Below are 23,617 nucleotides of genomic sequence, written 5' to 3' on the forward strand. Positions count from 1 at the left end.
TACTGACTTACTTTGAATGATATTCTATTTTGCCATAAACCAACCGACACCCCAGCCTTCCTCACGGACGAACCCCTAGAATTGCCTCAACGCCGACATCCTCGCCAACGAAACCCGCGAACGGGAAATCGCCCTCACCGTCAGCGAACTGATTTGGGAAATCACCTGTCCCGACGAAGACCCCCCGGAACCCGCCACCCCCGCAGAACTGCGCCGCCACCTCAAAACCCTAAAACGCGCCCCACCTCCTCCCCCACGGAGCCATCCTCTTTGGCGGCGAATTTCCACCCCGACCCAACCCACCCTAAAAGCGATCGCGAAGCGTCTCGGTAGGAGAGTACGATTTCTCACCTCAGAACCCCTAGAAGCGCCGTTAAAAGGCTTTCCCCCCAATCAACCGAATCTGATATCGGCGATCGAAACTTGGTTAGGGGAGATTTGAAAGTTACCGTTTTTTAGGTTAAAATTTCCATAAGGTGATAAACGAAAAGGGAGACATAATGAAAATTGCCACTCAATTAACTGACGAACAAGTACAAAAATTGGCTTTTATTCAACAAAAAACTCAACAAAATTCCGATGAAGTTTTAGGAGCTGCTCTTGATTATTATTATCGAAAAATCTTGACGACTTCTACCAGTCATATAGAGAACTTTAGTAAAATTGGCTTTGTTGGTTGTATTGAAGCCGAACCTGACCTAGCCGAAAACTGCGAATCAATATTAATGCAAGAAATTAATACTGAACAATGATTATTGTTGATACCGGGTTTTGGGTTGCCTTAGCCAACAAAAATGATAACTACCATGAAGCCGCTAAACAAACGTTTAGTCAATATCATGAACCGCTGATTACCACATGGTGTGTTGTCACCGAAACCTGCTACTTTCTACAAACTCGTCGCGGAGTCCAAGCTTCGGTTACGTTTATTAGTGCCATATCTGAGGGATTATTCCAAGTTTTTGAAATTAAGCCTAACCAGATTACTAGACTCAAATATTTGATGAATAAATATCGCGATGTTCCCATGGATTTAGCTGACGCATCCCTGGTTTTGTTGGCAGAAGAATATAAAACTGGACGAATTTTATCATTAGATGTTAAGGATTTTAGTATTTATCAATGGAATAATAACAATTATTTTGAGAATCTTTTCAGATCTTAATAGCAAAGCACGACATGGTAAAATCGCCTTCCTCACCTCCGAACCCCTAGAAGCGCCCTTAAAAGGCTTTCCCCCCAATCAACCGAATCTGATATCTGCGATCGAAACCTGGTTAGGGGAGATTTGAGAATATTGGTTTCTATAACTCTCGATTTTAGAGCATCTCGTTTACTCTGATGCCTTACCAGCCCAGCTATAATTTCTACAACAACGACAGAGGTAAAACTGTGTCCAACCTAAAAGAAATTGAACAAGCAATTCTCTCCCTGCCATCCCATGAGTTTGAAAAACTAAAACAATGGTTCTTTGATTTGGATTATCAACGGTGGGATGAACAGATAGAACAGGATATTGCCGAGGGTCGTTTAGAAGCCCTCGCTCAAGAGGCGATCGCGGAGTTTGTATCTGGACATTGCCGAGAACTCTGATGCACTATACCACTCGACGATTTTGGCAATGTTACCATGCTTTACCGGAAGCTGCACAAACAACTGCCGATGAATGCTACAACTTACTCAAATCTGACCCGTCTCATCCGTCTCTCCATTTCAAAAAACTGGGGAAAAGGTATTGGTCGGTTAGAGTAATCCAATTTTCCCCGGTACTTTGAGATAGTCTCCTGCCAACTTAACGTTGGCAGGATAACTCAAAGCCTGCCGACCATGCTTTGATTTGAAACGGGGTAACTGCGCCCGTTGTAGCCACGGCACAGATTAAGTCTTCAACTAAGGCCATAATTTGGAAATAGTCAGCATAGGCTTGATAGACTTCAATGGAGGTAAATTCTGGGTTATGGGTGCTATCAATTCCCTCGTTACGAAAGACACGACCAATCTCGAAAACCTTTTCCATACCGCCACAAACGGCACGTTTTAAGAACAATTCGGTAGCAATACGCAAGTATAAATCAATATCTAGGGCATTGTGATGGGTGATAAAGGGTCGCGCCGCCGCGCCGCCATAAATAGTCTGGAGGACGGGGGTTTCAATTTCATCAAATCCGGCATTCCATAGATAGGTGCGAATGCTGCGGATAATGCGGCTACGGAGTTTAAATCGCTGTAGGGATGTGGGATTACTACTAGGTCTATTTCCCGGTGGCGGCGACAGAGTTCGGGGTCATTGATGCCATAGTAGGAGTCGGGGAAGGGTATGGTAGCTTTGGAGATCACGTCAAGGCGGGACACTTGAATGGAGAGTTCCCCCCGGTTGGTGCGGCAGCCAATACCCTCGACTCCGATAAAGTCGCCAATATCGAGAAGTTTTTTAATTTGGTTGAATGTTAAACCGGGGTCGCCTGTGACGAGTTTTTTCTCGATTTTGAGTTGAATGGTTGCTGATGCGTCGGTTAAGCCAATAAAGCCAATACTACCGCTATCACGTTTGAAGGTGATGCGACCACAGACTCGCAGGGGAAGTGCTTGGGGGTCGGCTTCTCCGTTGGCGAGTTGGTGTTGTGGTTGGGAAAAGTGATCGTGAATTTCTTGGGCGAGGTGCGATCGCTCAAAAGCTACGCTAGGATAGGGTTCAATACCCTGACTACGCAATTCTTCGACTTTTTTGGCACGAACTTCTAATTCGTTGCGGGTTGGATTCTCAGGCATTTCGGAAATTACATTATAGATTAGAGTCCTAGGATCTCATATCATAGCGATCATGAAGATCAGAAGAACCGGATAATTGACCAGTTACTGTGGTTAACAGTTATTGATCCCATGAGGAAGGTTAAACCCAAAATTAGGCTCGTTGTCCTGGGTGCTATTATACTGGCAGTAGGTGCGATCGCTATTGGTTTAGCGTTCAGGCTTGATGCTGAAAAGGATTTGAAGGCTAATGGGGATGCTCTGTTTGAGCCGATAGTGGGGAATCCTGGCTTTGAGGGGGAACCGCCGCCAGAGGTGAGGCGCAATTTTCCTGATGGTGAGTTTCGGGGTGCTGATTTTTACCCGCGAGCCAAGGCTAGAATTAGGAGTAATCGGGTAAATGTTCGCCGACTGGCTACTCTCAACACTGGAAGTATTGCTAGGTTATCGGAGGGGACGGTGGTGGAGGTGGTCGATCGCATTGATAATTCTGAGGATGGTTATATTTGGTATAAGGTTGTGCTTCCGGAAAGCGATCGCCAGGGATGGGTTCGCGGCGATTTACTTACCCAGATATCCGATTAAAGATTACGTCCCCTCTCCCCCTCTTCTCTGGGTTCTTTCTGGGTTGGTGAACCATCGGTAAACGAATTGACTCACCACCCAACCCAAGAAGATACTTACAAAAATCGTCAGAAGTCCCCCCCACCATAGGCTACTGAGCGACGGTTGCTGATTGGGATCTTTATCAATTTGACATTCCCATCCCTAAAAGCCAGCGATTCTTGAGCTAATCACAGCCCTTTATGCTGATGAGTTTGGGGCTTGCTGTTAAGGAGGTGTCGAAGGTGGAACAGGAAACGAATCGTTATTGGAGTTGGGAGTATTTGCGCCGGGGGATGAGGTGTGGGAGGCGATTCTGCTGCGGTAGTTGCGGAAGGATAGTAATTTGGGGTTGGTGATTTGGGAGGAATTGGGGTTAAAATTGCGCTTTTCTTACCTTTACCGATTTGACCTAAGTTTTCTGCCGCTCGTCTGCGGGTCCGCTCATCGGTAGTAGTTTCCAGAATATCAATTAACTCATCAATGCACTTGTCTTTCATCATATTTCAGACCGCTTTAGAGTGGTTGTCAGATTAATCTCATAAAGGACGAAGCATGACCGGATCAAGTCTCTGCTTTCAGAAACCGGGTTTCTTGTAGGAGCCAATAGGCATTCGCCCGTACTCGGTATGAAGCATAGATCGCCCCTCTGTATTTGGGATAAACTGATTATAATCTGAGAAAAGGCTGTCAGCGCGGTGAGTATCCCTGGCGGGGACGGGAATAACGCTTGAGGGTGCCGGAATTACCGTGAAGAGTCTTCCCGGGAAAACCTGCTGCCTAAGTTTGTGTTATTTTTATCAGTAAAATTTGCGGATCAAGTGAATTGAGAAAGAGAATATGCAAGCAGAACAATATCCATTTTAGCAACTATTCCCAATCTGATTAAACTGCCGAAGGGTAAGGATTCCCAGTCAGCAATAAAGCCACGGGAAACGGAAGCATCGATCGCACTTAGTTTAATAAAGGAAAATCAAATTTCTCCAGACATATCCAACCAACAATGGGAGTCCGAATAAAAAGAGGACTTAGCTACCCTTAGCTGAAATTGCTATAATGAAATGAAGTTTCTCAGTTTCTCTCCTTTCACCAACGGATCGACATGACTCAAAGCCCAGACCCGACAATAGTACCGCCGGCTTTTCCCGATCATACCCAATTACCTGAATCCGACGGTACCTTTACACAAAACTTTTTCAAACATCCCCAGAGTATTTTATTGACCGATTCTCTGGAAAGTACATTGCAAAACCTCCACCCCAATGGACAATATGCGATCGGTCAAAATTCCGGCATTTATTGGCGGGAAACTGACCCGCCGGAACGGGGTGCCGAAGCCCCAGATTGGTTCTATGTTCCCAATGTGCCACCGCAATTAGATGGTCAATATCGCCGTTCTTATGTATTATGGCGGGAGTATGCGGCTCCCTTTATTGCCATTGAATTAACCAGCGGTGATGGTTCGGAACAACGAGACAAAACCCCCCTCTCTCGATCGCCAGAAGGCGTTAACCAAAGACCTGGAAAATTTTGGGCTTATGAGCAGATTATTCGCATTCCCTATTATGTCATTTATCTGATTCAAACCCATGAGTTAGAGGTTTATCGCTGGGTGGGTGGTCGCTATGATCGCTGGGAAGCCAACGATCGCGGACGTTACCCGATCGCCACTATGGGAGTCGAGTTAGGCGTGTGGGAAGGTAGCTATCAAAATCAGACCCAGCAATGGTTACGGTGGTGGGATAACCAGGGTAATTTATTGCTCACTGGTAGCGAACTCGCTAAACTCGAACGCCAACGAGCCGATCGCGCGGAACAAAGCCAACGAGAAGCCATTCCTAAACTGCTGTCAATGGGTTTAAGTATAGAGCAAGTAGCTGAGGCTTTGTCCTTGTCGGTGGAAGATGTGGAAAAACTCGGCTCGGTTAGAGATTAAAATCAACGGCGATCGCGGATAACTGCGATCGCTATTCAAGACTGTGGCGATAATTCCCCAGCCGATAACGTTGCCAAAAGTGCATCAATTTAGAGGCGGATAACCCAGCCATAGAAGCAGAAGGAAGCATCCCACTCAGCTTAACTCACCAATATGAATGGGTCGAGAAGTGGGGGATATAAGAGAGAATCGGATGAGCAATCCAGAGACAGTAGAGATAAGATTATCGGGTATCATTAATGCGATCGCACCTAAATTTAACCCATTACAAAACCCAATCAGAAGATACCAGCATCGATGCGGAATTGATGCAATTTGGGCGATCGCGTCAACTCAGCGCCAGTCAAAAACTGGCATTTCTCAAACGGATCATCCAACGGGGTATAAAATTGGTCTGCTGGGGAATTCACCAACAATCCCCCAATGGCGACAATTTGACATTCAAACAACTGTACGTCCGCAGACGCTGGGGGGAACTGTTTGCTACTTATAGTGATAATAACCTGTTTGATGAAAGGGAGCCATTGATGATAGAAGATCCGATCGCGATCGCCTATAAAATTATCGACAAACTCAATCTCTTAAATATCCCCTACTATATCGGCGGTTCCGTCGCCAGTTCCCTACAAGGTGAAGCCAGATTCACCCAAGATATTGACTTGGTTATTTATCTCGAATTATCTCAAGTCGAAGTTTTCATCGAAACATTCAGCTCGGATTTTTATGTCAGTGATGTCGCGGTAAAAGATGCCATATTAGGTGTCAGCAGTTACTTGAACTTAATCAATTTTGAATCTCTCGAAAAAGCCGATATTTTCATCTCCCGAAGCGATGATTTTTCTCGTTCCCAAATGAACCGCCGTCAACTCTATGTCCCGGAAGAAAACCCAGAACAAGCCTTTTATCTTTGCACTCCAGAAGATACCATATTACAAAAGCTGGTCTGGATGAGAATTGCCCAAAACGAATCCCAGAAACAATGGCGAGATATATTAGGTGTGCTGAAAATACAACGAGAACGCCTCGACTTAGACTATCTTTGGCAATGGTCAGAATATCTTCACATTTCCGCATCACTGAATCAAGCCATCCAGCAATCTGGTATAATGTAAATGAATCCCACAATTTTATGTCGATATTATCTACTATTAATTAGGGGATTTTACCAATGCTTAGGGAAATTTATGGTTTCCCAAGAAATGGGGTCTTAGCTGTTGGTATTAAGTTTAGTAACAACTCTTGAGCGATCGCTTTAACCACCGGAATGGTAACCGAATTTCCCAACTGACGATAAGCCTTATTCTGATTGGGGTGAAGTTGAAAAGAATCTGGAAACCCCTGTAAACGCGCCGCCTCACGGGGAGTAATTCGACGGACTCTTCCCCCATAATATACCCCCAATCGGTTCCCATCACTAGCCACCAAAGTCACCGATATTTTATCGGGGTCGAGAAACTTATATACTTCAAAGGAAAAATTACCCGCCACTGGCTTATATTTATCATCAATAAGTTGCAGATAGTTTTTGTCAACTAAAGAGGCTAATAATTGCGCTAAATTAGGATGGGTATAAAAACTAGCAATTTGAGCCTTGGTAAGTAACTTCCCATCTTGATGTTGACCAAAAACCTTATGGCGGCGTTTAGTAATCAAGCGATTCATCAGGTCAATTTCCTGGGGGGTACAGTCTCCCCGTAACCCCAACTCCCAAGAGTGAATCGAGTTTCCCCCCCGATAGTCAATCAGTCTCACCCCATGTAATTTCTCTAAGTCCCCCTTCAGAAAGGTTCGTAACGCCGTTGTAAATTCCGCAGAACAATCATAATGTTGGGGGGGATTATCCTCTAAAATATCTCTGACTGTACAGGGAGTTTTAGACCCAGAAAATAAAGACAGTTGACCGGACTGATAAGAGTGAGAATCCTTAGCACCCAAATCTGACACCAGGTTGAAGTGAGGGGTTTGGTTCAGCACACCCATCATATAGGCTCGGACGCGATTTTGGGGGACACCATAGTTGGAGCTATTCAGTAAAAATAGGTCAAAACTATAACCCCTATCTTGCATTTTTTGGCGAATTGTGTTAATGGTTTTTCCTTGGTCATGGGTGACTAAACCGCGAACATTCTCAAAAATAAAAGCCTGGGGTTGTTGGCTATCTATGAGGCGTAAAATCTCAAAAAACAAGGTTCCCCGCGTATCTCCAAATCCGGCTTTTTTACCGGCGTATGAGAAACTTTGACAAGGAAATCCAGCCAGCAAAATATGATGGGGGGGAAGGGAGGAAATGGTCTTAATATCCCCTTGGGGAGTTTCGGAAAAGTTGGCTTGATAAACCTGTCTAGCATCCCTATCAATTTCACTACTGAGGAGACAATCAGGGATGCAACCGAAGGACTCAACCGCCTGCTCAAAGCCGAGGCGCAATCCCCCAATTCCGGCGAATAAATCTATAAATTTAACGGTTTTCATTTTCTATAAAGTCGAGAATAAAGTAGTGTAAGTAATTCAGTTCTGACTCAGAAAATGCCAGAAGCAAGTGGCTATACTCATCAATGGTATTCAGAGCAGATTGGCGTTGGAAGTTACCGACTCCATCAATAATATAAATAATCTTGTAACCCAAGCCATCAATCTGCTCAAATCTTGATTTTGCTTGACCCGCTTTCCGCTCAATTGTGCTATTTGTGGTTTCCTGAAAGCTAATTTCAATTGCTATATATTTTTCACCTTTACTTACGACAATATCAAAGTTAGTGTCTCTTTTTCCTGTTTGCTTATGACTGACTCCAGGGATGGTAGAATTGAGGTTGATATTAATATCATTTTGATTTAAATTTTTACCTAAATATTGATATATATGACGTTGCAAAAGCTGACCTAAATCATTACTTTTAGCTCCTGCGGTAATACGGCTTAGATAAATATAACGCTGGCGTATAAACTCGGAAAGTTCATCATACTTACCCATTAATTGTCCAATCTGACATCCCCAAGTCTTAAAAATGCCAGAAATTTTAGGATTTGTTGAATCTCCAGCAAACAGGAGGACGACAATAATATCTTTATAAACTTCAGACAGAGTTTGTTTCCTTAACAGTAATTTCTGGCTGGAAACGTTGAGTTTTTGGTTTGATAATATTCCTGATATGGGTAACACCTGAAAACGATAACAAAATTGAGTGTTGTTCCAAATATACTCTAATTCTCCATCGGGGAACAATAAATCAAACTCTTGATTTAAACGTTGTAGTTTTTCACCTCCAAAATCTGCTAAGATCAGAAGGTGTTTGAGGAATAAATTAGCAGAGAGCTTTGATATTTCTAAAGTGGTAAATATATCTAGGGGATTTTCTAATTCCAAGGCTAGAATTGAGAGAAACTGCTGTTGGGTTTCAATCAGCACCGGGATAATACTCTGTTCGAGTTGTTGTTGAACCAAAAACTTTGGCCAGAATAAAGATGCTGACTGATGCAATTCCTCAATTGTTCGTTTTTGAACCATAGATGATTAAACAGTTTTTCTGTCAGAATTTGCGAACCATTGATCAAATGTGGGTATCCAAAGGTAAACCTATCATGACTTAGAGAGTGAACTAGATGGGGAATACCTGGGGGACGCAATATGGTATTAGGAGGAGAAAGTGGGATGGAGACGAGACGGAAAGTAGCGTAAAGTGTGGTTGTATTGGGGCTATTTTGGCGACGCTGTGAATTTTACTACTGTTTAAATAAGGACGATCGCATTATTAAAATCACCAAAATTGATAAGATTTCTACCTGTTTAACGCCATGGTTTCTGACTGCAAAGAAGTGGCTATTTGTTCTTGATTAAGACTACGACCAATAAACACCAGTTGAGTTTGGCGAGGTTCGTCGGCTTTCCAGGGGCGATCGAAGAAGGTATCAAATCGGTTTCCGACTCCTTGAACTACCATCCGCATTGGTTTGTTGGCGACGGCTATAAAACCTTTAATGCGGTAGATTTCCAACTGCTGGGCGATCGCTTTTAATTGATTAACTAAACTGGCGGAGTCCTTAACTGGATCTAAGACTAAATGCACAGCATTGATATCATCATCGTGTTCGTGTTCTTCTTCCTGGTCATGGTGACTAGGGCGACTGTCGAGATGGTCTTCTACCGCTGCATTAAAGCCTAATAATATGTCAGGGTAAATTTTCCCTTGCTGACAGGAAACCACCTGCACTCCTGGGGTTAACTCCTGTTTTAGCCATTGTTGAACCCGGTTTTGAGACTCTCGATCAATGCGATCGCCTTTCGTCAAAAGTACCAAATCAGCACAAGCTAACTGGTCTTCAAATAACTCCTCGATTGGTGTTTCATGTTCCAAAGTTTCATCCGCTTGACGCTGCTTTTCTAAAGCCTCTAAATCTCCCACCAGTTGACCATTGGCTAGGGCTTCACTATCAACTACCGTAATCACACCATCTACCGTCGCTTTGGTGCGAATTTCCGGCCATCGGAAGGCTTGAACCAGTGGCTTTGGTAAAGCCAAACCAGAGGTTTCTATTAATATCGAATCAATCGCATCTTGGCGTTTAAGTAGTTCTTGCATAGTCGGCAAAAACTCTTCCTGGACGGTGCAACACAGACAACCATTCGCTAATTCGATGATATTAGTTTCCGTTTCTTCTTCGTCACAAACTTGGCAAGATTTGAGGATTTCGCCATCAATACCTACTTCGCCAAATTCATTGACTAATACCGCGATCCGACGACCTTGGTTATTTTGCAGTAAATGGCGGATCAGGGTGGTTTTTCCAGCCCCTAAAAATCCGGTGATAATGGTTACAGGAATTTTATGCACGGTTTTTTGACTCCTCCGAAATTATAGCGATTTGCTATCTATAAATGTTGAGATTTTCCTAGAGTTTAGATGGGCGATCGCTATGATATTTAGATTGTGAAAATACTAAATCAACCATCATCCATACCTCGCAGATGAATCAACAATAGGTTACTTATCGGCGGGCATTCTGACTGAGAGACTAACAGAGTCCCATCACAGTCGCGGGACAGCGCCGGACTTACACCGGACTTTCCCCCTTTCCTCTAAGGGCTGATTTCCCTTAGAACCGATATCGGGAATATCTTATCACAGGTTGGGCGAATTCGGGGAAAAACCAAAAAAGTCCCTGCTTATTTCTAAACAGGGACGGTTTGTTATTAGTGAATAGGGAGAGATAGGTAAATTTGATGACTTAGACTAAGTTAGTGAAAATCAAAGCCCCAATAGCGCCACTAACGGCGATCGCCATCAGTAAATTTGTAAAAAACCTGCCGTATTCTGCATTATAACCAAGGGCTTTGTCTTCCTGACCACCTGTGAAGAATAAAGACCAGGCTTGGTTAGCTGTAATTACTTCTGAGGTACTGTTAAAGTCCGGTCGAAAGATTACAGGTCCGATTAAGTATTTGTTAGGAAAGTTAAAATCTGTTTTCATACAAGTCTCCGAAATGCTACTGAATTATAGGTTGACAAAATCTGGGTTTTACAGGCTAGTTAACCAGCCAATTACACCATGTCCGGTTAATGCTTCTAAGGCTAGGGCGGATATAAACCCGATCATAGCTAGTCGTCCGTTGAGTTTCTCTGCGTATTTGTTGAAACCGAATTGTTGCGCTTCCTCTACATATACTTGGGGTTCGATCGCGTAAACATTTGCGCGTCCACCTTCTTCCATAATTTGTCCACGAACCATAGTATTTTTGCCTCTCTGACTTCTTGTAAACAAATGTAACACACTGCAAACAAATATTGCAAGGGGTTGACAAAATTAATTTTTGTAGTATAGTTTTGTGCTTTTTCCAAACAAGGGGGTTTGTTAAAAATTTATTAACAATGGGATTTTTACTTAGTTACATGGTATTAATTAAAATTAATTCTCAATTAGCTCAACAGAGAGCCAATAGATTATGGACAATGATAACTACTGTGCCGATGTATCCGTGAACGGCTTTGATGGTGGCTCAAGCTGGTCAGGATTTACTTACCTCAAAGACAACACTGGTCATGCTCGCACCATAAGTGAATCACCAGAATCATTGGTTGTAGTGGGCGAATCATCAATTCCGGGAACCTTTGCTTTGTCCGAGGCGAAGGTAGGCGATCGCTTATATATAGTTGCTCTCAATTGTGCCGGAGGCAATACCCGTCTAATGGGGATGGGGTTAATGCCAGGTGTAGAATTAAATGTCATTAGTTCCACAACCAGTGGATCAGTGATTATCGCCCTAGGCGACCATCGCTTAGGACTGGGGGCAGATATGGCTGAGAATATTCAGGTCGCCACAGAAAACCTCACCCAGTCGAAAAGGAAACTCTCATCAATGAATAAGACTAATGTTGTGCAGTTGCGCCATGCGGCGATCGGTTCTCGGTTGCGGGTGGTTGGTTATGACCCCGCCGCCCGTAGCTACAAACGGAAATTATTAGCCATGGGATTAACTCCAGGGGTGGAATTTACAGTCAAACGCCACGCACCTTTAGGAGACCCAACCCAAATTGAGGTCAGGGGATTTAACCTGAGTTTACGCAAAGACGAAGCAGATGCCCTCCAGGTGGCATTGATCAACCCATCCTAAAGGAGGAACAAAATTGTGAGTCAGTCTATGGAACTGAACCGCCAAACCGATAATAAGGCTGCGATGTCCTGTATTGCTTTGGTGGGAAACCCTAACTGTGGGAAAACGACCCTATTTAATGCTTTAACTGGTAGTAATCAGCGGGTAGGTAACTGGCCCGGAGTTACCGTAGAAAGGAAAGAGGGAAGCTATCGTTATCAAAACCAGGCCATCAAGGTGATTGACCTGCCAGGGGTTTACTCTCTGGACGTGGAAGATGCCAGCACTGGATTAGATGAACAGGTAGCGCGAGACTATTTACTATCGGGTGAAGCCACCTTAATTATCAATATCGTAGATGCGTCCAACCTAGAGCGAAATCTGTATCTAACCACCCAACTGCTGGAAATGGGTTTGCCGATCGCGATCGCCCTGAATATGATAGATATAGCCCAGCAGCGGCAAATTACCATTGATGCCCAACAATTAGGCGATCGCTTAGGCTGTCCGGTAATTCCCATGAGTGCTAGTTCTGGGCGAGGGGTAGAACAACTGCGGGAAATTGTCCGAGATGCCATACTTATGGCAGACCGCCCCCAAGCTAAAGTCGCCTATCCAGCCCTTATCGAAGCCGCCCTCAATGAAATTACCGAATCTATAGCCCAACAATATAACTACTTACCCCCAGACTATCGTTGGCAAAGTCTCAGTTTATTGCAATATGACGATCGCCAAAGTTTGGTTAATCAAGATGTCGTTAAGCAAATTGCCACCCACCGCCACCGCATACACCAAACCCTGGGAGAAGATATCGACTTATTGATTGCTGATGCGCGCTATAGCTGGATTCATCAGATGTTACAGGGTATCACACAGCGATCGGACCTAGTACAACAGCACGTTTCCGATCACATTGATCAGGTAGTCCTCAGTCGCGCCTGGGGTATACCCATTTTTTTGGTAGTCATGTACCTGATGTTCCTGATTTCCATTAACTTTGGCGGCGCATTTATCGACTTTTTTGAGATCGCCTTTGGTACCGTATTTGTAGATGGCATGGCTCATGGCCTTGAGCAAATTAACGCCCCCGGTTGGTTAATCGGTACTCTAGCCGAAGGAGTTGGCGGCGGTATCCAAACCACTGCTACATTTATCCCCCAAATTGGCTTAATGTTTATCTGTCTAGCCATCTTAGAAGACTCTGGCTATCTCGCCCGCGCCGCCTTTGTTATGGATCGGTTTATGCGGTTTATGGGGCTTCCGGGTAAGTCTTTTGTGCCAATGATGGTCGGTTTTGGCTGCAATATTCCCGGTATTATGGCAACCCGGACTTTAGAAAATCCTCGCGATCGCCTAATGACCGTCTTAATGAATCCCTTTATGTCCTGTGGGGCGCGCCTGCCAGTTTATGCCCTGTTTGTAGCCGCATTTTTCCCCAGAAACGGACAAAATATCGTTTTCTTGCTTTACATCATCGGGATTTTAGCAGCCGTGTTCACCGGGTTAGTCATGAAGCATACCCTCTTACGCGGTCAATCTGCACCCTTTGTCATGGAATTACCCCCCTATCATATTCCCACCGCCAAAGGTGTATTAATCCGCGCTTGGGAAAGGTTAAAAGCCTTTATCACCCGCGCCGGGAAAATGATTGTTATTGTCGTGTTAATTCTGGGTTTATTAAATTCTGTCGGCACTGATGGTTCTTTCGGGAAACAGGATAGCCAGGATTCTCTTTTAAGTGCCGTTAGTCGCACAATTACCCCAGTTTTTAGCCCCATGGGAATCACTCAAGATAATTGGCCGGCTACTGTCGGCTTATTTACCGGAGTATTTGCTAAAGAGGTCATGGTTGGCAGTATGGATGCCCTTTATAAGCAATTAGGGGCTGATGAAGCATCCGCTGCCGACTCAGTGGAAGAACCCGAAGAAGAATTTAGTTTTTGGGGAGGTATCGCCGAAGCCTTTGCTAGTATTCCCGCTAACTTAGCTGATTTAGGTAATCAAATACTTGATCCCATTGGTTTAAGTATTATGGAAAGCACTGATAATCAGGAAGAAGCCGCCACAGTACAGGAGGTTAGTTATAGCACCTTTGGTCAAATGTCTCAAAGGTTTGGTAGTTCTACCGCCGCTTTTGCTTTCCTGTTATTTGTGTTGCTTTATTTCCCCTGTGTGTCTGCCATTGCTGCTGTTTACCGGGAAACTAATCTCGGTTGGACGGTGTTTGTGGCGCTTTGGACTACTGGACTAGCCTACTGGGTTGCTAGTTTCTACTATCAGGCTATGACTTTATCACAAAATACCGGAGAGGCTTTGGGTTTATTGATGGGACTCTGTATCGTCATGGGTGCTACTTTAGTTAGTCTCAAAGCTGTTAGCAACCGTCGCCATTCTCCCCGTTTGTAGCCAGGGTTAGACTTGCCAAAAAAGCAGGTTATTAGCCTTTTGGCTGTAGCTAGTCTCAAGGATTTGTGAATTTATGGTTATCGGTGTTAACAGGTATATTCATGATACCATAGAGACTAGCGATCGCACCATTTATCCCGTCGTCAACTATGCTACTTCAACAACTGCAAAATCATCTCAGAAATCATGGTCGCGTTTCTTTGGCAGAATTAGAACATCAGATGAAAATTGATGCTGATACCCTGCGATTCATGCTGGGCAAATTAATTAGAAAGGGGCGAGTTTGTAAAGTGGAGGGTAAAGCCTGCGGGGGCTGTCATAGTTGCCCCCCAGAAGCGATCGAGTTTTACGAATGGATATCTCCCTAATTTAATGAGTTAATCAGGAGTTAATCAAAATGTCAGATAATCCAGCCCTGGATAGTCTTAAACAGGCTTTATGTGAAGCCATACAGGATGAATATAAAGCCTGTGCTACCTATCGGTTAATTATCCAAAAATTCGGACCGATTAGACCCTTTGTGAATATTATCGAAGCCGAAAAAAGGCATATACAGGCATTAATTCCACTGTTTATTAGGTATAATATTCCCATACCAGAGGATGATTGGGAAACTCGTATAATTCCCCCTAACTCAGTACAAGAAGCCTGCGAACAAGGAGTTAAAGCCGAAATTGAAAATGGGGAAATGTATCAAAGGTTATTGAAAGCCACATCAAATTACTGGGATGTACAAAATGTGTTCTTAAATTTGCAACGTGCATCCCAAGAAAACCATTTACCCGCCTTTAAACGTTGTGTCACCAGACGTACTCAAACCATAGCCATATCTAATCAAAACAACTGTTATGGTGGACACCGACATCAGCGCCGGAGAGGTTGTCAATTCTCCTAGTTATTGGGTTCGTGAATTATCTATGGTATACTGTCCTGAAAATAAGGTAAATTGACCATGACGGATTCAGCATTATCTACCGAAATTCAAACCGCAGAAAACCCCGACATTCTTCCCCAAATAGGTCGGTGGTTAGAAGACTATGAGGAAGTGGTGACGATTTTACCTGTGGTAGCAGGTTTATTAGTTACCAGTCGCCTGCGGCTACGGGGGGCGCAAGCCTTGATAGTTAACCTGTTAATGGCTGCAATTATTCGCCAATTAGTTCGCCAATTGAAGCAGGAGGCTAAGGCTAACTCTCCCGCTACTAATTCCACTCAAGCCACAAGTCCTAATAACCATCAAGATAATAGTCCCACAGCTACCACAACTGAAACCGAAGATTATACTATTGTTCATTCTATACCCGGACGGCTTCGGTTGCGTATTCCCCGTTTAATGACTGATGTTCTCTATGCGAAACGCTTAGAAAAACTGTTGTCTGAGGAACAGCGAGTTAAGTCGGTACGCATTAACCGCACCGCTGCATCTTTGATTATTCAATATGACCCGGCTGGGGTTTCGGAATTGGAGTTAGGTATGTATTTAGTTACTATCCTAGAAAAGGCTGAAACTACTGCTGAACCTGATACAAATTCCGTCTCCGATGATTCTGAACCCACATCATGACTACCGCGATATCAACATCATTATCTAATCAAGAATGCCAGGTTATTCATCAGGTAGCTGGACGGACTCGCTTTCGTATTCCCCTATTAGCTAAATATCCCCAATTAGCTACTGAAATTCAGCAGATTTTAGCAAAAAACTCCGGTATTACCTATGTGCGGATTAACCCCATAGCCGCCTGTATGGTGGTGCAATATGTCCCGAATAAATTGGCGGCGGTTGATTTATCAAATTTGGTGATTAATGTAGTCAAAGACTTGACAAATCATCAATTTTATGATAAGCCAATTTATGGTGTTAATAATGAGCCGAAAACCCCTGAAAAATCAGGGACTTTAGAGGAAAACGAGTCGAGTCTGCGGCTGCCAATTATAGCCACTGCGTTGGCGGTTTTAAGTCGGTTTCCGCAATTAACACCATTGCGCCATGTGGCGAGAATAGCGTTTATTCTAGCGGCTTTTCCTGTGGCTAAACGGGCTTTTAACAGCCTGATTAATCAGCGACGGTTAAATATTGATTGTCTGGATTTTCTCGCCTTGAGTTTAAGTGCGACTCAGGGTAAGTTAGTTACCCCGGCTATGGTGATTTTACTGCATGAATTGGGGGATGTAATTCGGGAACAAACGGCGCGGGCGACGGAGGTACGCACGGCGAGTTTGATGGATGCTATTGGTAGGTTTGCATGGGTGGTGGTGGATGATGATTTACCCCCGAAACAAATCCCAAGCGATCGCCTTCATGTGGGGGATAAAGTCGTCGTTTATCCGGGGGAACAAATCCCCGTAGATGGTACTGTCTTAAAAGGAGAAGCCGTTATTGATGAACAGGGTTTAACTGGGGAAGCAATGCCATTAGTTAAACGGGTGGGAGAGTCGGTTTTAGCTTCGACTTTGGTGCGTTCAGGACAGCTTTACTTAAAAGCCGATCGCGTCGGTTCTCAAACTAGGGCTGCTTTGAGTATAGAATTATTACAAAAGGCTCCCGTTTATGATACCCGCATGGCTAATTATGCCGAAAAAGTCGCAGATAGGTTAATCTTGCCTTCTCTACTTTTGGCGGGTATTGTATTAGTTACTAGCCGAGATGCTGCTAGGGCTGCCGCTATTCTTACCCTCGATTTTGTCACCGGAATTAGAGTGTCAATTCCGACAGCTTTTTGGGGTGCATTAAATCATACAACCCGCCATGGTATCTTGGTTCGCAGTGGTCGTACTTTGGAACAACTCGCCGAAGTTGATACCGTGGTTTTTGATAAAACCGGAACTCTGACCGAGGGTGAAATTGCGATCGCTGCCGTGCGGACGCTTCCCGGAGGAATGTCCGAAACCGAACTGCTAAAACTGGCGGCGGCCGCGGAAATGAGACTTAATCACCCCGTCGCCGAGGCGATCGTTAATTATGCTGCTCAACTTGACATTACTATTCCCCCACGAGGAGAATGGTTCTATGATTTAGGCTTGGGAGTACGAGCCGAAATTGAAGGTCATCAGGTATTGGTGGGAAGTCAACGTTTTCTCGAACAACAGCGGGTTAATTGGGGTGATAATTCCCTGATTTCTACTAGCCAAATGACCCAAATTTATGTCGCTTGTGATGGCGATTTTCAAGGGGTGATTGAATATACTGACCCCCTGAAACCAGAAAGCGATCGCCTCATACAAGCCCTGCAAAAAAATTATGCGATCGAAGTCCATTTACTCACCGGAGATAACCCCCAACGCGCCGCCTTAGTTGCTGAACAATTAGGGATTCCCAAATCGCGGGTTTATGCCGAAGCCTTCCCCGATGAAAAAGCTCGTATTGTTCGTGATTTACATCGCGCCGGTCGGACTGTCGCCTTTATCGGAGATGGATTAAATGATTCCGTCGCTTTGGCTTATGCGGATGTTTCCATTTCCTTTCAACATGGTTCTGATATTGCTCGTGAAACCGCCGACGTAGTGTTGATGAATAATAACCTCTTAGACGTTTTAGAAGCCATTGATATCGCCCGTCAAACTCGCAATTTAATTGACCAAAATATCGCTCTCGTCGTCGCCCCGAATTTAGCAGCTTTGGGGTTGGCTTCCACCGTAGGGCTTAATCCCTTAGTGGCTACTGCTATCCACAATGGTTCAGCGATCGCCGCCGGAATGAATAGTCTCCGACCCCTAGTTGAACACCAGATGAACAATTAATAATTAATAATTAATAATTAATAATTAATAATTAATAATTAATAATGGTCGGGACTGGTTCCGCTGTCCATTGGTGGCTGAGAAACCGGGTTTCTTGATCTCTGCAATCATTAATAATGGTCGGGACTGGTTCCGCTGTCCATTGGTGGCTGAGAAACCCGGTTTCTTTGAGAAACCGGGTTTCTTGACCTCTGCAATCATTAATAATGGTCGGGACCGGTTCCGCTGTCCATTGGTGGCTGAGAAACCCGGTTTCTTTGAGAAACCGGGTTTCTTGACCTCTGCAATCATTAATAATGGTCGGGACCGGTTCCGCTGTCCATTGGTGGCTGAGAAACCCGGTTTCTTTGAGAAACCGGGTTTCTTGATCTCTGCAATAATTGATAATTGTCCGGGCTAGTTCCTCGCCTGATACAAATTGTTGCAAATAGTTGTCAGTTATGCGCCAAATCCTGCTAACCTGATAAATAGCAGAATTTTGATGTTATTATATTTGAGTCGAACGGGTTATGTCTCTGATTCATTTGGAAAAATCGGTACTCACCTTTCATTTTAAAGAGATGATCGAGGATGGACATGGCAATCATCCCTTAACTTGGGTAGGCCTGGGGGTGTTGGTTTTAGGGCCGAAACTCCTGCCAGCTATTACTAAAATTTCTCAAACAAACACCAAGACAGTTAGTAAACCCCGGTTATCTTCATCACGTCGTCGAGAAATTCCACTCTCTCAGTGGATAGCAGAAGCTAAGGAACGGGAGTTATCCAATTCTATCTATAAGCCCATGATTACCCCAAGTTCTGAGGCTTTCAACCATGGGAATGCTCACGAATTATCAGTTTTGAATTAATCGTAATACATCCACAGGTGGCTGATAGAATATTCAAGCCACCTATAATTATAGTCTCAATCCCCCTTTAGCTTATTCCTGGTTGGGCGAGAGTTGCGGGGTAGAAATAGCCGACTTTAAACTAGCCCTTTTTTGGGCTTCGGTCAAGGCTTCCGCTTTGGCTTCTGCTGCTATGTCTGCCACCATTTCCCCAGTTTCAGCCATAGCGACTTTAGCTTTTTCAAACAAAGTAACGCTCGTTTTAATCGTAGCCTTCAGAACTGGCTTAACCAGGGGCAAAACCACCGGGGTCAGCGCTACTGCTGTCACTCCAATGGCAATGGCTTGAGCATTAGGATTGGCTGATAGTTGGGCGATACGTTGTCGTAGTCCCGTTGCCCCCTGAGACATTTCTTGCATAACTTTCTCCTATTTCAGGTGAGGATATTTAAGGTTAATATCCCCAATTGAATTATACAATAAATTTGCCAAAATACCAATTTTGGGGGACTAATTTTGCCAGCAATTATTGACATTTGCCTATGTTCTCCACTGTTGATATTTGCGAAATATAATCAAGTTCCATGATTCCCTAATGGCTGGCCATGGTGTGGGCTATCTCCACAAAAGTCTTAAAAAAACCTTAATTTTTAGGGATATGGGTTGACAGTGAAGTTTTTTTTTGCCACCAGTGTTATAATCTCATGCTTGTGATCAATAAAAATTGGGTTTAATGACATCAACAACGTCAAAAGTAACTTTTGGGAAAAGTATTGGGTTCCGCAAAGAGCTAAATCGTCGAGTAAACGCTTATTTGGAAGCGGAGAATATTTCCCCTCGTGATAACCCCGCCATGTACCTGAAAACAGCAATTATTTTGGCTTGGGTAGTATCAGCTTGGACCTTCGTGGTTTTTGGTCCTGATGTGCTATGGATGAAACTACTGGGTTGCATTGTTTTAGGTTTTGGAGTTTCCGCCGTCGGTTTTAACATTAGCCATGACGGAAATCATGGAGGTTATTCTAAATATCAATGGGTGAATTATCTATCTGGATTAACCCATGATGCGATCGGAGTTTCTAGTTATTTATGGAAGTTTCGCCACAATGTACTTCATCATACCTACACCAACATTTTAGGTCATGATGTGGAAATTCATGGGGATGAATTGGTGCGGATGTCTCCTAGCATGGAATATCGCTGGTATCATCGCTATCAACATTGGTTCATTTGGTTTGTCTATCCGTTTATCCCCTACTATTGGTCTATAGCAGATGTACAAACTATGCTATTTAAGCGCCAATATCATGACCACGAAATCCCCCCCCCGACATGGGTAGATATAGCAACCTTGCTCGCCTTTAAAGCCTTCGGTGTGGCTGTGTTTTTAATTATACCGATCGCCGTTGGTTATTCTCCCTTAGAAGCAGTTATCGGCGCTTCTATTGTGTATATGACCCATGGACTGATCGCCTGTGTCGTATTTATGTTAGCCCATGTCATTGAACCGGCGGAATTTTTAGACCCCGACAATTTACACATTGATGATGAATGGGCGATCGCACAAGTAAAAACCACCGTTGATTTTGCCCCCAAAAACCCAATTATTAACTGGTATGTAGGGGGATTAAACTATCAAACCGTCCACCATCTATTTCCTCATATCTGCCACATCCATTATCCTAAAATCGCCCCGATTTTAGCAGAAGTTTGTGAAGAATTTGGGGTTAATTATGCCGTACATCAAACCTTTTTTGGTGCTTTAGCTGCTAACTATAGCTGGCTGAAAAAAATGTCCATCAACCCGGAAACAAAAGCGATCGAGCAGTTAACTGTTTAATCTAACTGTTTAATCATCACTAACCTTTTCAAGACTCTAGGGGCGCATTTTATCTAACTGATGCGCCCTTTTTTTAGCCTTTAAATTAACCAATAGAGAAACCCACAGCAGCCATTAATAAGTCTTAGAAAAAATGCGGTTACTCCACTTATTCAAATGAGACTCAGCCAACATTGCCAAACTCTGCAACTCCTGAGTTCTTTGTTGCAAAGCCGAAATCGCCCGCGCCTGTGACTCTAATTTTTGCCTAACCAGCCCACAGCATTTAACCAGACCATCAACAGTTTCCAGTTCTCCAAACTCTAGGTTATGGTCTGAACTTACCAAATCCCACAACTGTTTTTTCATGGTTTCAACCATATAGCGCTGATGTTCTGATTGTATTTGTAAAGCGCTATACTTATCCGCCGGAACAGTTTGTGATATCATAGCTTCCAGTTCCGCAATCCGAGTAAGTTTTTGCCGAACCTCGGCTATTTCTGTTTGTCGATTTTCTAACTGTTCTTGTAACTGATTAATCAGGTTTTTGTGTTGTTCTGCTTCCTGTTCGAGTTTCTGGTAGGTGTCCATGGAAACACTTGCAGATAACTGTGATTGCAAATCAGCCACAGTAGATTTATGCTGTTCCAATTGCTGTTGTAGCTTTTGGTGAACCTCAGCCGCCACCGTTTGTTTTAACTGTGATTGCCAATCAGCCACAGTAGATTTCTGCTGTTCCAATTGCTGTTGTAGCTTTTGGTGAACCTCAGCCGTCACCGTTTGTTTTAACTGTGATTGCAAATCAGCCACAGTAGATTTCTGCTGTTCTAATTGCTGTTGTAGCTTTTGGTGAACCTCAGCCGTCACCGTTTGTTTTAACTGTGATTGCAAATCAGCCACAGTAGATTTCTGCTGTTCCAATTGCTGTTGTAGCTTTTGGTGAACCTCAGCCGTCACGGTTTGTTTTAACTGTGATTGCAAATCAGCCACAGTAGATTTCTGCTGTTCCAATTGCTGTTGTAGCTTCTGAGAGTCACCCAGTTGGCTTTGGAGTTGATTAAGAGTTTCCTGATTTTGCTGTTTCAGCGCTTCGTGGTCTTCCAGAGAAACCGTGTTCGCCAGTTTACTCTCAAGTTCTCCAATCCGTTTAAGCTGTTTTTTCAGGTCAGTAATTGAGTCTTTATGTTGTTGGAGTTCTTGCTGAACGTGATGATATTCCTTAGCCGGAACACTATTTTCAAGTTGCGCTTGTAATTCTGGGAAATGACCTAGTTTTTGTTCTAGTTCAGCGATAGTATTCGCCTGTTCTATAACTTGTTTTTGCAGGGTTTCGTATTCCTGCTGAAGTTGATCATATTCAGCCGATCGCTTTTCTAATTCGGCGGTAATAGCCGGGCTATCATCGGATTGATCATCAACTTCTGTTTGTGTATTAGTGTTAGCCAGGCTAATAGTTGTGCCTTCTTCATCCATAGAGATCTTAAAGTCACCCCTAGCAATACGTTCGACAAATTCCGAACGCGACAGACCCAACTCTTTAGCAGTTGTGCTTAATAATTTCGCTCCTGTGGGTGTTAGCGACACCCCTATTTTTACCTTAGTTTCTGAATACAAAGTCGTGACTCCCCGTTTTTTCTTTCTTGGCATTACCCCCTCCTCAGCCGTTCTACAACTTAGCTGCTCTAACCAGATCTTACCAAAAACTGATCACAATTCAACATTTGGTTAATCTTTGTGATCAGAACCGGAAAAATTTAAAGTTTTGTAAAGCAAAATTCGGGGGGGACTACCTTAATGGGGAGCCGATACATAAGCTGATCTGGGAGTTCCAGAGCCAGAAACAGAGGGAAACACGCGCACGGAGTCTTGAGGAAACATCACCTGTACTCGCATACCGACAGGAAGCGATCCCCCTCCGAAGGGAGTACGAGCAATCAGTTCACCTCCAGAAGGAACCTGTAAACAATAATGAAGTTCGCGACCCAAAAACTGGCGATCGCGAATCACCACCGAAGCCGTTTCGTCAGGTTTGAGGATAAAATCTTCTTGGCGCACCATCAAATCTGCTTTTTCAGTGATATCGGAATCATCATCTAAATCCAAGTTAGAGGCGATCGCAAAACAGCCCACCTCAGTTTCCCACAAATTCCCCCGGCGCTGTGCTGGGATAAAATTAGCCTGGGTAACAAACTCCGCCACAAACCGAGAAGCCGGTTCTAGGTAAATTTCCTCTGGAGTCCCCCACTGTTCCAAATGTCCATGGCGCATTACCGCCACCCAGTCAGAAATTGATAAAGCCTCTTCTTGGTCATGGGTAACAAACACCGCTGATGCTCGTGCTGCTTTCAGAATTTCCCGCAATTCCTGGCGCAATTTCAGCCGCACTTGTACATCTAAATTACTCAGGGGTTCATCCAATAATACCAACGCCGGATTAGGGGCCAAGGCTCGTGCTAAAGCCACCCGTTGCTGTTGTCCCCCAGAGATTTCATGGGGATAGCGATCGGCATATCCCGACAACCCCACCAATTCTAACACTTCCGCCACTCGCAACTGTAGTTGTTTGGGGGATTTTTGGCGGAGAGTTTCCAAACCAAAAGCAATATTTTTGGCTACTGTCAGGTGAGGAAACAAGGCATAATTCTGGAACACCATACCCACCCCCCGACGTTCTGGGGGAACCCACTGTTTTAACCCAGAAACCACCTGTCCCGCAATCTCTACCACTCCCCTATCTGGCTGTTCAAACCCTGCAATTATCCGCAACAGAGTAGTTTTACCACATCCAGACGGACCCAGTAGACTCAGAATATCTCCCTGGTTCAAGGTTATGCTTATATCCTCGACGGCGGGGGTGTAAGTGTTGGGATACTGCTTTGAGATCCCTACCATATCCAAGATAGCAGACTCAGACATCGTTAGTTTTGTTAACCTTCCTTTAACTGTGTGCC

The 23,617-nt window shown here is 44.1% G+C and carries 25 protein-coding genes, 2 pseudogenes and 1 riboswitch; of the genes and pseudogenes, 16 read left to right on the forward strand and 11 right to left on the reverse strand.

Translation table 11 applies throughout. The features are described from left to right. Positions 1–127: 127 nt before the first annotated feature. From XZ46_RS38380 to XZ46_RS16980, 5 genes and pseudogenes are all read left to right on the forward strand, one after another. A complete protein-coding gene (locus tag XZ46_RS38380; RefSeq protein ID WP_438829476.1) occupies positions 128–442 on the forward strand; it encodes an NACHT C-terminal alpha/beta 1 domain-containing protein in 315 nt (104 codons plus the stop codon). 58 nt (positions 443–500) lie between these two features. Further along, a complete protein-coding gene (locus XZ46_RS16970; protein WP_008050004.1) occupies positions 501–752 on the forward strand; it encodes a hypothetical protein in 252 nt (83 codons plus the stop codon). Continuing rightward, positions 749–1,165, forward strand: coding sequence for a type II toxin-antitoxin system VapC family toxin (locus tag XZ46_RS16975; protein WP_008050006.1), 417 nt, complete (start codon positions 749–751; stop codon positions 1,163–1,165). Before XZ46_RS16970 ends, XZ46_RS16975 begins: the two co-directional genes overlap by 4 nt. A gap of 22 nt (positions 1,166–1,187) precedes the next feature. Beyond that, positions 1,188–1,292 (forward strand): annotated as a pseudogene (locus XZ46_RS30005) (NACHT C-terminal alpha/beta 1 domain-containing protein); the annotation flags it as partial. A 100-nt stretch (positions 1,293–1,392) separates the two neighbouring features. Further along, a complete protein-coding gene (locus XZ46_RS16980) occupies positions 1,393–1,593 on the forward strand; it encodes a hypothetical protein (protein ID WP_006624686.1) in 201 nt (66 codons plus the stop codon). Positions 1,594–1,861: 268 nt separating this feature from the next. Here XZ46_RS16980 and XZ46_RS16990 read toward each other — a convergent pair. After that, positions 1,862–2,769: pseudogene (locus XZ46_RS16990) on the reverse strand (amino acid--tRNA ligase-related protein); the annotation flags it as partial. Positions 2,770–2,880: 111 nt separating this feature from the next. Here XZ46_RS16990 and XZ46_RS16995 point away from each other — a divergent pair. After that, the gene (locus tag XZ46_RS16995) at positions 2,881–3,333 is read left to right on the forward strand and encodes an SH3 domain-containing protein (protein WP_008050012.1); all 453 of its coding nucleotides are present in this window, start codon (positions 2,881–2,883) and stop codon (positions 3,331–3,333) included. Positions 3,334–3,542: 209 nt separating this feature from the next. Here the strand turns inward: XZ46_RS16995 and XZ46_RS17000 are convergent, their stop codons facing one another. Next, positions 3,543–3,854 (reverse strand): hypothetical protein, encoded by a 312-nt coding sequence (locus XZ46_RS17000; protein WP_046320866.1) that lies wholly within the window; start codon positions 3,852–3,854, stop codon positions 3,543–3,545. Positions 3,855–4,453: 599 nt separating this feature from the next. Between XZ46_RS17000 and XZ46_RS17005 the strand changes: the two genes are divergently transcribed. Both XZ46_RS17005 and XZ46_RS17010 read left to right on the forward strand, forming a co-directional pair. Next, a complete protein-coding gene (locus XZ46_RS17005; RefSeq protein WP_008050014.1) occupies positions 4,454–5,287 on the forward strand; it encodes a Uma2 family endonuclease in 834 nt (277 codons plus the stop codon). A 239-nt stretch (positions 5,288–5,526) separates the two neighbouring features. Beyond that, positions 5,527–6,399, forward strand: a complete 873-nt coding sequence (locus XZ46_RS17010; protein WP_008050016.1) for a hypothetical protein — start codon at positions 5,527–5,529, stop codon at positions 6,397–6,399. A gap of 70 nt (positions 6,400–6,469) precedes the next feature. Here XZ46_RS17010 and dcm read toward each other — a convergent pair whose 3' ends face one another. The 5 genes from dcm to XZ46_RS17035 all read right to left on the reverse strand — a co-directional run bounded on the left by dcm (position 6,470) and on the right by XZ46_RS17035 (position 11,011). Next, positions 6,470–7,759 carry a DNA (cytosine-5-)-methyltransferase gene (gene dcm, locus XZ46_RS17015; RefSeq protein WP_008050019.1) on the reverse strand — a complete coding sequence of 430 codons (1,290 nt, stop codon included), beginning with the start codon at positions 7,757–7,759 and terminating at the stop codon, positions 6,470–6,472. Further along, positions 7,746–8,792, reverse strand: coding sequence for a DpnII family type II restriction endonuclease (locus XZ46_RS17020; protein WP_006624676.1), 1,047 nt, complete (start codon positions 8,790–8,792; stop codon positions 7,746–7,748). The genes dcm and XZ46_RS17020 overlap by 14 nt, the downstream gene beginning before the upstream one ends. Before the next feature lie 271 nt (positions 8,793–9,063). Next, on the reverse strand, positions 9,064–10,116 hold the full coding sequence (gene cobW / locus XZ46_RS17025; RefSeq protein WP_008050021.1) for a cobalamin biosynthesis protein CobW: 1,053 nt from the start codon (positions 10,114–10,116) through the stop codon (positions 9,064–9,066). Positions 10,117–10,258: 142 nt separating this feature from the next. Then, positions 10,259–10,404, reverse strand: a riboswitch (cobalamin riboswitch). A 106-nt stretch (positions 10,405–10,510) separates the two neighbouring features. Beyond that, positions 10,511–10,753: a hypothetical protein gene (locus XZ46_RS17030; protein WP_006624674.1), complete on the reverse strand. Its 243-nt coding sequence runs from the start codon at positions 10,751–10,753 to the stop codon at positions 10,511–10,513. A 48-nt stretch (positions 10,754–10,801) separates the two neighbouring features. Next, entirely contained in the window at positions 10,802–11,011 is a 210-nt protein-coding gene (locus XZ46_RS17035) for a CAB/ELIP/HLIP family chlorophyll-binding protein (RefSeq protein ID WP_006670588.1), read from the reverse strand. A gap of 214 nt (positions 11,012–11,225) precedes the next feature. Between XZ46_RS17035 and XZ46_RS37710 the strand changes: the two genes are divergently transcribed. The 6 genes from XZ46_RS37710 to XZ46_RS17065 all read left to right on the forward strand — a co-directional run bounded on the left by XZ46_RS37710 (position 11,226) and on the right by XZ46_RS17065 (position 18,020). Beyond that, complete coding sequence (locus XZ46_RS37710; RefSeq protein WP_006670587.1) at positions 11,226–11,894, forward strand: ferrous iron transport protein A; 669 nt, start codon at positions 11,226–11,228, stop codon at positions 11,892–11,894. A gap of 27 nt (positions 11,895–11,921) precedes the next feature. After that, the gene (gene feoB, locus XZ46_RS17045; protein WP_008050027.1) at positions 11,922–14,279 is read left to right on the forward strand and encodes a Fe(2+) transporter permease subunit FeoB; all 2,358 of its coding nucleotides are present in this window, start codon (positions 11,922–11,924) and stop codon (positions 14,277–14,279) included. A gap of 149 nt (positions 14,280–14,428) precedes the next feature. Continuing rightward, complete coding sequence (locus XZ46_RS17050; protein WP_008050029.1) at positions 14,429–14,647, forward strand: FeoC-like transcriptional regulator; 219 nt, start codon at positions 14,429–14,431, stop codon at positions 14,645–14,647. 29 nt (positions 14,648–14,676) lie between these two features. After that, positions 14,677–15,174, forward strand: coding sequence for a ferritin-like domain-containing protein (locus XZ46_RS17055; RefSeq protein WP_006624669.1), 498 nt, complete (start codon positions 14,677–14,679; stop codon positions 15,172–15,174). A 57-nt stretch (positions 15,175–15,231) separates the two neighbouring features. Further along, positions 15,232–15,843 (forward strand): HMA2 domain-containing protein, encoded by a 612-nt coding sequence (locus tag XZ46_RS17060; protein ID WP_006624668.1) that lies wholly within the window; start codon positions 15,232–15,234, stop codon positions 15,841–15,843. Continuing rightward, a complete protein-coding gene (locus XZ46_RS17065; protein WP_008050031.1) occupies positions 15,840–18,020 on the forward strand; it encodes a heavy metal translocating P-type ATPase in 2,181 nt (726 codons plus the stop codon). Before XZ46_RS17060 ends, XZ46_RS17065 begins: the two co-directional genes overlap by 4 nt. Positions 18,021–18,051: 31 nt before the next feature. On the opposite strand, the gene XZ46_RS36885 is transcribed toward XZ46_RS17065, so the two are convergent. After that, positions 18,052–18,447: a hypothetical protein gene (locus tag XZ46_RS36885; protein WP_008050033.1), complete on the reverse strand. Its 396-nt coding sequence runs from the start codon at positions 18,445–18,447 to the stop codon at positions 18,052–18,054. Positions 18,448–18,529: 82 nt separating this feature from the next. Between XZ46_RS36885 and XZ46_RS17075 the strand changes: the two genes are divergently transcribed. Further along, entirely contained in the window at positions 18,530–18,868 is a 339-nt protein-coding gene (locus XZ46_RS17075) for a hypothetical protein (protein ID WP_006624665.1), read from the forward strand. Positions 18,869–18,940: 72 nt separating this feature from the next. Here XZ46_RS17075 and XZ46_RS17080 read toward each other — a convergent pair whose 3' ends face one another. Beyond that, entirely contained in the window at positions 18,941–19,267 is a 327-nt protein-coding gene (locus tag XZ46_RS17080) for a DUF5132 domain-containing protein (RefSeq protein ID WP_006624664.1), read from the reverse strand. Positions 19,268–19,580: 313 nt separating this feature from the next. Between XZ46_RS17080 and XZ46_RS17085 the strand changes: the two genes are divergently transcribed. Next, complete coding sequence (locus tag XZ46_RS17085; RefSeq protein ID WP_008055097.1) at positions 19,581–20,687, forward strand: fatty acid desaturase family protein; 1,107 nt, start codon at positions 19,581–19,583, stop codon at positions 20,685–20,687. Between the two features lie 114 nt (positions 20,688–20,801). Here XZ46_RS17085 and XZ46_RS17090 read toward each other — a convergent pair whose 3' ends face one another. After that, on the reverse strand, positions 20,802–22,313 hold the full coding sequence (locus tag XZ46_RS17090; protein WP_048895149.1) for a coiled-coil domain-containing protein: 1,512 nt from the start codon (positions 22,311–22,313) through the stop codon (positions 20,802–20,804). A gap of 144 nt (positions 22,314–22,457) precedes the next feature. Beyond that, entirely contained in the window at positions 22,458–23,582 is a 1,125-nt protein-coding gene (locus tag XZ46_RS17095; protein ID WP_006670584.1) for an ABC transporter ATP-binding protein, read from the reverse strand. Positions 23,583–23,617 lie beyond the last annotated feature (35 nt).

It is taken from the genome of Limnospira indica PCC 8005, from assembly GCF_000973065.1.
Lineage (GTDB): Bacteria > Cyanobacteriota > Cyanobacteriia > Cyanobacteriales > Microcoleaceae > Limnospira > Limnospira fusiformis.

Excerpts from the sequence above, each read along its gene's own strand:
- XZ46_RS16970 (WP_008050004.1), top strand. The coding sequence starts at position 501 with ATGAAAATTGCCACTCAATTAACTGACGAACAAGTACAAAAATTGGCT.
- XZ46_RS17075 (WP_006624665.1), top strand. The coding sequence starts at position 18,530 with ATGTCTCTGATTCATTTGGAAAAATCGGTACTCACCTTTCATTTTAAA.
- XZ46_RS17005 (WP_008050014.1), top strand. The coding sequence starts at position 4,454 with ATGACTCAAAGCCCAGACCCGACAATAGTACCGCCGGCTTTTCCCGAT.
- XZ46_RS17065 (WP_008050031.1), top strand. The coding sequence starts at position 15,840 with ATGACTACCGCGATATCAACATCATTATCTAATCAAGAATGCCAGGTT.
- XZ46_RS17020 (WP_006624676.1), bottom strand. The coding sequence starts at position 8,792 with ATGGTTCAAAAACGAACAATTGAGGAATTGCATCAGTCAGCATCTTTA.
- XZ46_RS17050 (WP_008050029.1), top strand. The coding sequence starts at position 14,429 with ATGCTACTTCAACAACTGCAAAATCATCTCAGAAATCATGGTCGCGTT.
- XZ46_RS17095 (WP_006670584.1), bottom strand. The coding sequence starts at position 23,582 with ATGTCTGAGTCTGCTATCTTGGATATGGTAGGGATCTCAAAGCAGTAT.
- feoB (WP_008050027.1), top strand. The coding sequence starts at position 11,922 with ATGGAACTGAACCGCCAAACCGATAATAAGGCTGCGATGTCCTGTATT.
- XZ46_RS17000 (WP_046320866.1), bottom strand. The coding sequence starts at position 3,854 with ATGATGAAAGACAAGTGCATTGATGAGTTAATTGATATTCTGGAAACT.
- XZ46_RS17080 (WP_006624664.1), bottom strand. The coding sequence starts at position 19,267 with ATGCAAGAAATGTCTCAGGGGGCAACGGGACTACGACAACGTATCGCC.
- XZ46_RS17035 (WP_006670588.1), bottom strand. The coding sequence starts at position 11,011 with ATGGTTCGTGGACAAATTATGGAAGAAGGTGGACGCGCAAATGTTTAC.
- XZ46_RS17010 (WP_008050016.1), top strand. The coding sequence starts at position 5,527 with ATGCGATCGCACCTAAATTTAACCCATTACAAAACCCAATCAGAAGAT.
- XZ46_RS17090 (WP_048895149.1), bottom strand. The coding sequence starts at position 22,313 with ATGCCAAGAAAGAAAAAACGGGGAGTCACGACTTTGTATTCAGAAACT.
- XZ46_RS17085 (WP_008055097.1), top strand. The coding sequence starts at position 19,581 with ATGACATCAACAACGTCAAAAGTAACTTTTGGGAAAAGTATTGGGTTC.
- dcm (WP_008050019.1), bottom strand. The coding sequence starts at position 7,759 with ATGAAAACCGTTAAATTTATAGATTTATTCGCCGGAATTGGGGGATTG.
- XZ46_RS17060 (WP_006624668.1), top strand. The coding sequence starts at position 15,232 with ATGACGGATTCAGCATTATCTACCGAAATTCAAACCGCAGAAAACCCC.
- XZ46_RS37710 (WP_006670587.1), top strand. The coding sequence starts at position 11,226 with ATGGACAATGATAACTACTGTGCCGATGTATCCGTGAACGGCTTTGAT.
- XZ46_RS16995 (WP_008050012.1), top strand. The coding sequence starts at position 2,881 with ATGAGGAAGGTTAAACCCAAAATTAGGCTCGTTGTCCTGGGTGCTATT.
- XZ46_RS17055 (WP_006624669.1), top strand. The coding sequence starts at position 14,677 with ATGTCAGATAATCCAGCCCTGGATAGTCTTAAACAGGCTTTATGTGAA.
- XZ46_RS17030 (WP_006624674.1), bottom strand. The coding sequence starts at position 10,753 with ATGAAAACAGATTTTAACTTTCCTAACAAATACTTAATCGGACCTGTA.
- XZ46_RS16975 (WP_008050006.1), top strand. The coding sequence starts at position 749 with ATGATTATTGTTGATACCGGGTTTTGGGTTGCCTTAGCCAACAAAAAT.